At 32.5% G+C, this 9,380-nt stretch carries 7 protein-coding genes; all 7 read left to right on the top strand.

Annotated features, from left to right (window positions below; genetic code table 11):
- The first annotated feature begins 159 nt into the window (after nt 1-159).
- Nucleotides 160-1,197 (top strand): LacI family DNA-binding transcriptional regulator, encoded by a 1,038-nt coding sequence (locus tag ACTCDL_RS11655; protein WP_463176696.1) that lies wholly within the window; start codon nt 160-162, stop codon nt 1,195-1,197.
- An 805-nt stretch (nt 1,198-2,002) separates the two neighbouring features.
- Nucleotides 2,003-3,316 carry a hypothetical protein gene (locus tag ACTCDL_RS11650; protein WP_463176695.1) on the top strand — a complete coding sequence of 438 codons (1,314 nt, stop codon included), beginning with the start codon at nt 2,003-2,005 and terminating at the stop codon, nt 3,314-3,316.
- A 269-nt stretch (nt 3,317-3,585) separates the two neighbouring features.
- A complete protein-coding gene (locus ACTCDL_RS11645) occupies nt 3,586-5,361 on the top strand; it encodes an ABC transporter substrate-binding protein (RefSeq protein WP_463176694.1) in 1,776 nt (591 codons plus the stop codon).
- Between the two features lie 76 nt (nt 5,362-5,437).
- Nucleotides 5,438-6,427 (top strand): ABC transporter permease, encoded by a 990-nt coding sequence (locus ACTCDL_RS11640; protein WP_463176692.1) that lies wholly within the window; start codon nt 5,438-5,440, stop codon nt 6,425-6,427.
- A 4-nt stretch (nt 6,428-6,431) separates the two neighbouring features.
- A complete protein-coding gene (locus ACTCDL_RS11635; protein ID WP_463176691.1) occupies nt 6,432-7,298 on the top strand; it encodes an ABC transporter permease in 867 nt (288 codons plus the stop codon).
- Nucleotides 7,299-7,301: 3 nt separating this feature from the next.
- On the top strand, nt 7,302-8,288 hold the full coding sequence (locus ACTCDL_RS11630) for an ABC transporter ATP-binding protein (RefSeq protein ID WP_463176690.1): 987 nt from the start codon (nt 7,302-7,304) through the stop codon (nt 8,286-8,288).
- Nucleotides 8,281-9,204 (top strand): ABC transporter ATP-binding protein, encoded by a 924-nt coding sequence (locus ACTCDL_RS11625; RefSeq protein WP_463176688.1) that lies wholly within the window; start codon nt 8,281-8,283, stop codon nt 9,202-9,204. The genes ACTCDL_RS11630 and ACTCDL_RS11625 overlap by 8 nt, the downstream gene beginning before the upstream one ends.
- The last annotated feature ends 176 nt before the right edge of the window (nt 9,205-9,380 follow it).

Raw genomic sequence — 9,380 nt, 5'->3', positions numbered from 1 at the left:
CTCCTTTTAGGGTTGTCACCTAAAGGTTCTCTCATTTTTCTATTTTTATAAATGTAAATTTTACTTTAACAAATTATGGACTAAGTTAACGCACATGAATTATAAATGCTTATTAAATATTATTTTGTCAAATAATAGTATAGAGAAAGGGGGGGGATAATGAGAGTTACAATCAGAGATGTCGCTAAAGAGTGTGGGGTATCTCCTTCTACAGTATCTAGAGTTTTTAATAATAAAGAGGGAGTATCTTCTGAAACTGCAGAGAATGTATTAGCAGTAGCAGATAGATTAGGATATGAGCCAAGAAGCTATAATAAATCTGAAAAGAATACTAACTATCAAGAGAATATAGTGATTTTATTTAATAACCAATTTTCTGGAGAGGATTTTACCTTGAATCCTTTTTACGGGAATATTATAGAAGGAATAGAAGGTTTTTTGAATGAGAATAATTATAATTTGTTTCTTAAAGGCTTAACAGGTGATAAAAAAATAGATTTGCTTACTATAGATGATTTTATTAATGATGAAAAAATTGCTGGTCTACTCTTAATTGGTTCTGGAATTGATAAAGAGATTATTTTAAGAATAAAAGATAGTGAAACACCAGTAATATTGGTTGATAATGAATTATTGCATGAGAATATTGATTGTGTAGTAAATGATAATCAATCAGGGGCTAGAATGATAATGAAACATCTAATTGACTTGGGGCATAGGAGAATAGCTTTTATTGGTGGACCTTTAAATAATATACCTTTTGATGAGAGGTACGTTACTTATAAGCAAGCTTTAAAAAAAGCAGGAATAGAAAAGAATGATGACTGGATAAAATTCTGTGGACATTCAATTAAACCAGAATATGGCTATCAGATTGCAAAGAAAATCTTGAATAATAATGAGATGCCAACAGCTATTTTTGCTGCAGCCGATACTTTGGCTATGGGAGTAATCAGAGCAGCCCATGAATTAGGTTATTCACTTCCTGAGGATATATCCATAGCAGGTTTTGATGATATAAATATTTCTGCTCACATATTTCCGGCCTTAACTACAATCAAGGTCTTTAAAAGGGAGATGGGAATTGAAGCTGCTAGAAGATTGTTGCAATTAATTGATGATACATCCCTTAAACCAATTAAGATAGTAGTATCAGTAGAATTATTAGTAAGGGAATCAACTACTAAAATCAAATAATAATTCCATTTAAGATATCCTGTATTAGATCTAATACAGGATATTTTTTTATAAAATAATGATAATTATGGCTGTTGATGTCAGAAAAATCAATAATGTTTAGTAACGAAACAATAAATATATTTCCGAAAAACTATTGCGCAATTTTCTGAGTTGTGTTATAATTTTATATACAAAGAGGAAGATAATAAGTTATATAAGGGCTATATCATTTAAGGTTTTTTACATAAGCAGAATAAGTTACATAATTATAGTTATATAAAATCAGTTTATGTAAGTTACTTATGGTAGTTTTATTAAAAGTATTTTAATCATTCTTTTAATTAACTATTAATTTTATAGCTAAAATATTTCAGAATCAATTTCTAATTATAATTCTATAAGAATTGAAGTTTTTTAAGGAGGTGGTGGGGAGGGATTAAACAGAGAATAATTTGAAATTTGATAAATTTGAATATATTATAAGGTAATTAAATAAGGATGATTGTTTAGATTAAAATAAGTGATATAAGAGTTAAATAAGAGGCATAAGACTATAAGTTTATAATACCCATAAAGGATAATCTTTGATTGAATTAAGGGATATCTTTATGGGATTTTTTGTTTTATAATATAGTTGCGATGTAAAAGGAATTTAATGGATCACAATGATTATAATGAACTTATAATTTTTTGAAAATTGTAAATTTTTACAATTTGCTGACATATCGCAACTAGGAAGATATTATAAAATGGTTTTATTTATTGATCAAAGATAAATCAGTAAATATATTAAAAATAAAAACAGAAAATGAGGAGGATTTATATGAAAAAATTTTTTGTTTCTATGTTTCTTGTTTTAGTTTTAAGTGTTCCAGTATTTGCTAGTACTGTTGATGATGATGCCTTAGCAGGCGAGGTTGACGATTTAGGTGCGAGGTTAGCTGATATAGAAGCAAAACTTAGCAATAAGGTAACAAAAGATTCTAGAATCTCTATCAGTGCTTGGGGATCTGCTATTTTTGCTCCATGGGTTAAGAGTTATGATGGAGATGATAATGTGCCTTTACAGACTACAAATTGGGGTGGGAATAATGCCCGGATTGGTTGGACTATAAAAGGCGAAAGTGAAAGTGGAAACATAGGTTTTCAAGTTGATAGCAATGCTGATGGCGGAGATTTTGGTCATCAGGATCAACAGAAAGTATGGGCAAAGCCTACTGAAAACCTTACTATTGAGTTAGGACCATCAGTATTTTACGATGCTTTACGTGGTAATTCTGTTTATGGTTCATGGAACTGGTTACGTTTTGCAGATTTAGACGATGAAGATGCTATCTTTGCTCGTGCTAAAGCTGGTAAAGGAGATGCAAGCAACATACACCAAAATTCAGATCAAGATGAGGTATATGCTGGTACTATAGTTCATTATGATAATGATCAATTCCATGCATTTGCTTCCCTTGATCAGAGTAAAGGTTCATCTGCTGTATCAGAAGAATATACTACTAGCAAGATGCTTGAACGTGGTCAATATGGTCTAGGTTATGAGCTTGATGGCATCGGTATGGTTCGTGCACAGTATATAGGAAAAGCATATTTAGATGATCCAAGTGATAAAGAGCTTAAGAACTATGGTATATTCAATGCTGCACTTAAACTTGATAACCTGGCAGATGATTTCACTCTTGACGTTGGTTATTTCCATCCAACTGAGGAGTTTGGAGTAACTGGAGATAGTAAACATGGTTATAAAGGGTTAAATGCTTATGCTAAATATACTGCCATAGATTCATGGACTTTACACAGTACAGTTCAAACTAAGTTTGATAAAAAAGATAAAGATGATGACGAAGGTTTAGGTATGCAATTGGGTGTTGGAGCTGACTATAACTTCAATTTAACAGATGGTGTAATGGCTGGTAATTATACTGTTAATACAGATTTACGTTACTTCAATGAAAATTGGACTGCAAATGATAATTCTGTTGGTGCTTTAGTCGGTATTTCTAAAAACTTAAGCAATGGTAGAGTTGGTATAGGTGTAGAATACACTAGTACAAAATTTGCAGGTGAGTATAGCCCAGATGCAGAGGATTCGAAATGGACAGTTCCTATTATTGTTGAGTATTGGTTCTAATCAGTACGTAGTGTATTAATTAAGATATTATAGTCTGTTAACAGACTATAATATCTTAGAGAATAAAAAAACTTACAAACATAAGACTTATTGAAGAGTATAATTTTATTTTGAATATAAGTTAGGATATTATAAGTAGAAAGTATAAGTTTTTAAGCAATTATTTTCCATTTTGTAAAATAAAATTAAGACTTTGAGGAGATAATCATAGTTATATATTTTAAAGTGTATTTTTAAATCAAATATAATTAAATTTAAGGGGGATTTGAATGTTTAATAAAACAAAGATTACTTTATTTGTGATTTTAGCTTTGGTACTAATGTTGTTAACAGCATGTGGTGGAGCAAATGAGCAGGTAAATAATAATCAAAGCAAACCTCAAGAACAGATTAACAAGCAGACTGAAACTAAAAGCAATAATGATAAAAAATCAGTAAGTTACAGTCGTTCTGAGACTTTAGTATATGGTGGAGGTCTATGGAATGCTCCTGTAAACTGGAACCCATTAACACCTTGGCAAGAAACAACTGGTACAACAGGACTTGTTTACGAAAATCTATTTCATTATTATCCTTTAGATAACGAGTATCAGCCTTGGTTAGCAAAAAGTGGAAAATGGCTTTCTGATAAGGTTTATGAAATTAAGTTGAGAAAAGGAATTAAATGGACAGATGGTGAGCAATTTGATGCTGAAGATGTTCGCTTTACCTTTGAATTATCTAAAAACCACCCTCTTCATTATTCTAACATTTGGGACTGGTTAGAAGATGTTGAACTTGTTGATAATTATACAGTTAAGTTTACATTTAACAAGCCTCATTATCAAGAATGGAAACAGATGTTATATCAATCTCCTATAATTCCAGAACATATCTGGGGAGATATGTCTAGTGAACAACTAACATCAGTTGCGAATGAAAACCCTGTGGGAACTGGACCTTATATGGCAGGTGGAACAGGACAGGATAGAATGATTTGGATTAGAAATAATGATTGGTGGGGTAATGATGTTTTTGGACAACCAAAGCCTAAAAAACTTGTGAATCTTGTTGTACCTGGAAATAACAATGCTCTTGGAATGTTAATGAAAAAAGAATTAGACTTAAGTAATTACTTCCTTCCAGGGATTCCTCAAATTAAAGGTAATTTTGGTTTGAAAACTTGGTATAAAGGTGCTCCACATATGATTTCTGAAAATACTGCACTTTTATTTATGAATACGACAAAAGCACCATTAGATGATGCTAAGTTAAGAAGAGCGTTAGCATTTGCAATTAATTCTGAAAGTATTACTAAAAAGGTATTTGAAGAACAGGTTAGAGTAGCCAATCCAACTGGATTATTCGGTAAGGCTTGGATGGATTATTATTCAAAAGATGCTGTGAATAAATATGGTTTCTCTTATGATGCCAATAAAGCAAAAGCAATGCTTGATCAAGCAGGCTATGTAGATGCTAATGGAGATGGATGGAGAGAAAAACCAAATGGTGAAGCTTTTGAGGTGAAGATTATAGTACCAAATGGCTGGACTGATTGGATGGAATCTATTAAAATTATAGCTCAAAACTTCCAAGCAGTTGGTATTAATGCTGTACCAAGTTTTCCAGACTATTCAGTCTATATGACTCAAATTCAAGGTGGAAGTTTTGATATGGCGATCAATAACTTCTCATCTTCTAGAAGTTCTACTCCATTTAGTTATTGGAAGTGGGTTGCTAGTGATGAAATTCATGGTGAGCAGGTAACTGATGGTAACTATTCTCGTTATGATGATGATAGATTATTTAATATGATTAAGAAGTTTAACATGTTAAAATCTGATGATCCTAAGGCGATGGAGGTTGCTGCTAATATTCAAAAAAGACTTCTTGAAAAAATGCCATCAATTCCAGTTTGGTACAATGGTTTATGGGCTCAATCAACAACTGGATATTGGACAAATTGGCCAAGTGAAGATAATCCAGAAGGTTACCCATGTACATGGGCTGGAAAATGGCAATTTGGTTCTATAGAGATGTTAATTAATCTTAAGCCAGCACAATAATTAAGTTGATTATAGTGATAGACAGACCTGATTAAAATCAGGTCTGTTATATAAGAAAGGAGTGGAATTATTACTTATGGGAAAGTATCTCAGTAAAAAAGTTTTGGTTTATTTAATAACATTTTTTGTAGCAGTAACTGTCAATTGGGCTGTACCACGTTTTATGCCTGGAGATCCAATCAGTTTGTTATTAGCCCGTTTTTCTGGCATGGAAGGTGGAAGAGAGATTATTCAAAGTCAATTTGTTCAAACCTTTGGTTTTGATCAACCATTATTGGTTCAATACTTTAATTTTTGGAAATCACTCTTTGTTGGTGATTTAGGAATAAGTATCTCTTTTTTCCCAGCACCAGTAATGGATATTGTAAAGAACAATATTATTTATGACTTTATTATTTTAGTACCAGCAATTATACTAAGTTGGATAGTTGGTAATAAGTTAGGAGCTTACTCTGGTGGCAATAAGAAGATAGATAATAGAGTAATGCCTTTCTTTTATTTCTTAACTTCAGCACCTGAATTCTGGTTTTCGATGGTTCTTGTCTTTGTCTTTGGAGTGAAATTTGGCTGGTTTCCTGTTAATGGGGCTTATAGTTCTACAATGCATCCAGGCTTTAATTTCGCATTTATCTTTGATGTCTTGAAACATTGGTTCTTGCCATTTTTATCAATCTTTTTAATCCAAGTAGGTGGATGGGCAATTGGGATGAGAAATATGATTATTTATGAAAAAGTATCTAACTATTCTAGGTACATGAAGTCCCTTGGTGCTTCAGATAAATTAATTAGAAGTTATGGCTTTAGAAATGGTGTATTACCTCAGGTAACGGGATTAGCAATTAGTTTGAGTACTTTTGTTGCAGCGGCAGTCTTTGTAGAGAGGGTATTTGCCTATCCCGGTTTAGGTAATATTATGGTTAAGGCAGTTTTAAATCAGGACTTCTTTTTAATGCAAGGCTGTTTTTTGGCTATAATCACAATGGTATTAGTAGCCAATTTTATAGTTGATATTATTTATATGCTTATAGATCCACGAGTTAGATTGTCTTATTCTGAGGAGGTGTAAAACAATGCTATTAGAAAATTTCTGGAAAAATCATGAGAATTTGTATTATGTAGTTAAGAATAAAAAAGTAATGATAGGTATTTCGATTGTTGTATTTATGTTTTTGTTAGCTGTTATTGGTCCAATGTTGACCTCGTATGATTATGATGAATTTGTAAGCAACGGATTTCAAGCACCTTCAGCTGATCATTGGTTTGGGACTACTTTTATGGGTAAAGATGTCTTTACTAGGGTAACCCTTGGACTTCGTACTTCTTTGTTAGTAGGACTAATAGCTGGAGTAATTTCTACCTTTGTTGGCTGTATAATAGGTTTTTTAGCTGGTTACTATGGAGGAGTAATTGATGAAATTCTAATGGCTATGACAAATATCTTCATTGTTATCCCTAGTCTGGCTTTATTGATTATAATTTCAGCTTATTTACCTGGAGATAGAGGTATATTAATTATGAGTTTAATAATATCAGTTACAGCTTGGCCGTGGACAGCTAGAGCTGTAAGGTCTCAAACTTTAGCTATTAGAAGTCAGGATTATGTAAATCTATCAAGAATTTCATCTATCAGTGTATTACAAATTATTAAAGAGGATATAGCTGCTAATATGTTATCTTATGTCTTTATGGTATTTATACTTCAATTTAAAGGGGCAATTTTGGCAGCGGTAGGACTAGAGTTCTTAGGTCTTGGACCAACACAAGGAATTTCTTTAGGACTTGTATTACAAAATGCTCTTAACTGGAATGCAATCCAGCTAGGTATTTGGTGGTGGGCTATTCTTCCTGGACTTATATTGACTATCTTCGTTACTGCTCTTTATTTTATCAATACAGGACTTGATGAGGTCTTTAATCCACGCTTGAGGGAGATGTAATAGATGAGAGAAAATATATTAGAAGTAAAAGATTTAAAAGCATACTATAAGATATTAAAAGGTGATGTAAAGGCTGTTGATGGAGTAACTTTTAATATTAAAAGAGGAGAAATATTAGGGGTTGCTGGTGAATCTGGATGTGGAAAGAGTACTTTAGCAAGCACCTTTATCACTAGAAAGCCCCCATTACAGCATATTTCTGGGGAAGTAAATCTTCTTGGTGAAGATATAATGCAGATGAAAGAGAAGAAATTTAAAAAGATGAGGTTGAAGGATATCTCAATAATTCCTCAATATGCTCTTGATGCTTTCAGTCCAACCAAGAAGATTAGAACCTTTATTGCTGATTTGGTAAGAGAACATGGGATTAGTCCAGATAAAAAATTCTTTGCTAAGGTTGAAGAGAGATTGGATATGGTTAATTTAGATCCATCTGTACTTAATCGTTTTTCAATAGAGCTATCTGGTGGAATGAAGCAGAGAGTAATTATGGTAATTTCATCAATTTTAGATCCAGCTTTTATTATTGCTGATGAGATTACTTCAGCTTTGGATGTAAGCTCACAAAGATTTGTAGCAACTTTATTAGCCAAACTAAGAGATGAAGAAATTATTGGTTCAGCGATGTTTATCACCCATGATTTATCTATTCTTTATCAGATAGCAGATAGAATAATGGTTATGTATGCAGGTCGTATAGCAGAGATTGGGCCAACAGATGAAATCGTTAATAATCCAAAGCATCCTTATACTAAGGCATTGATTTCATCTTTACCTCAGGTTGGAGTTCAATACAAGGATAAAAAGTTAAGTGGAATTGAGGGGACACCTCCTCATTTATTAAATATTGGAGATGGCTGTAGATTTAGATTTAGATGCCCTTATGCAGAAGAAGTATGCACAAATACTCCAGTAAGAGAGAAAGTAGCTGCGGGTCATTATACGGCATGTCATAGATGGAGAGAATTGGGAAGTGATAACAATGACTAAACAAAGAGAAGAGAGTATACTTTCAGTTGAAGGTCTAACTAAGGTCTTTAAAAGTGGAATTATTAATCCTGAAACTACTATAGCTGTTAAAAATGTTTCCTTTGAAATGAAGCCAGGTACTATTCTTTCCTTGGTTGGTGAAAGTGGTAGTGGAAAGTCAACAATTGGTAAGATGATTTTGAAGCTGTTGCAACCTAGTGGGGGAAAGATATTGTATCGAGGACAGGATATAGTAGAGATAAAAAAGAAAGGTGAGCTGAAAGATTATTACACTAAGGTTCAGGGAATTTTTCAAGATCCTTTTGCTTCCTTTAATCCTTTATACAAGGTAGATAGAGCCTTTGATATGATATTTGATAGTTACTTAGATAAAAGCAATAAAGAAGAAAAAATACGTGAAGCTTTAGAGAATGTAAATCTTAACCCAAATAGAACCTTGGGTAAATTCCCACATCAATTGAGTGGTGGTCAATTACAAAGATTACTAATTGCTAGAGCATTACTGCTTGATGTTGATATTCTGGTGGCAGATGAGTTAATCAGTATGTTAGATGCTTCAACAAGAATTGGGGTTTTAAATTTATTAGTTGATATCTGTAAGAAGAACGGAATGTCAGTTCTCTTTATTACTCATGATTTGAGTTTAGGTTATTATATCAGTGATTATACCTTAATTATGTATAAGGGGCGCTTAGTAGAAAGAGGCGATACCAAAAAGATATATGATAACCCTGTTCATCCTTATACTAAAATGTTATTTACTGCTGTTCCTGATATCGGTGAAAAATGGGATAGAGATGAGGAATTCTTGCCAGAGCAGGTAATTGATGAGGTTAAAGAATTTTATAAGAATCATCGGGGAGAAGGTTTTAAAGAAGTAGAAGATAATCATAATGTTCTGTTCAGTGATATATAAACGAATTTAGAATAATATAGACAAACAACTCTAGAATGAAACAATAGAGAGATATTACGACACCTTAGGAATCGGTTATCGGTTATCAGGAATCTGTAGAACATACTGATTCCAGGTTCCTGATTCCTGACACTAAAGTTTCGTAATATTCCCATTAAATTACACTTTAGACTTGG

Source organism: Orenia sp., assembly GCF_055140805.1.
Note: the sequence above shows the minus strand (reverse complement) of the source record. Positions and strands in the feature narration are given on the sequence as shown.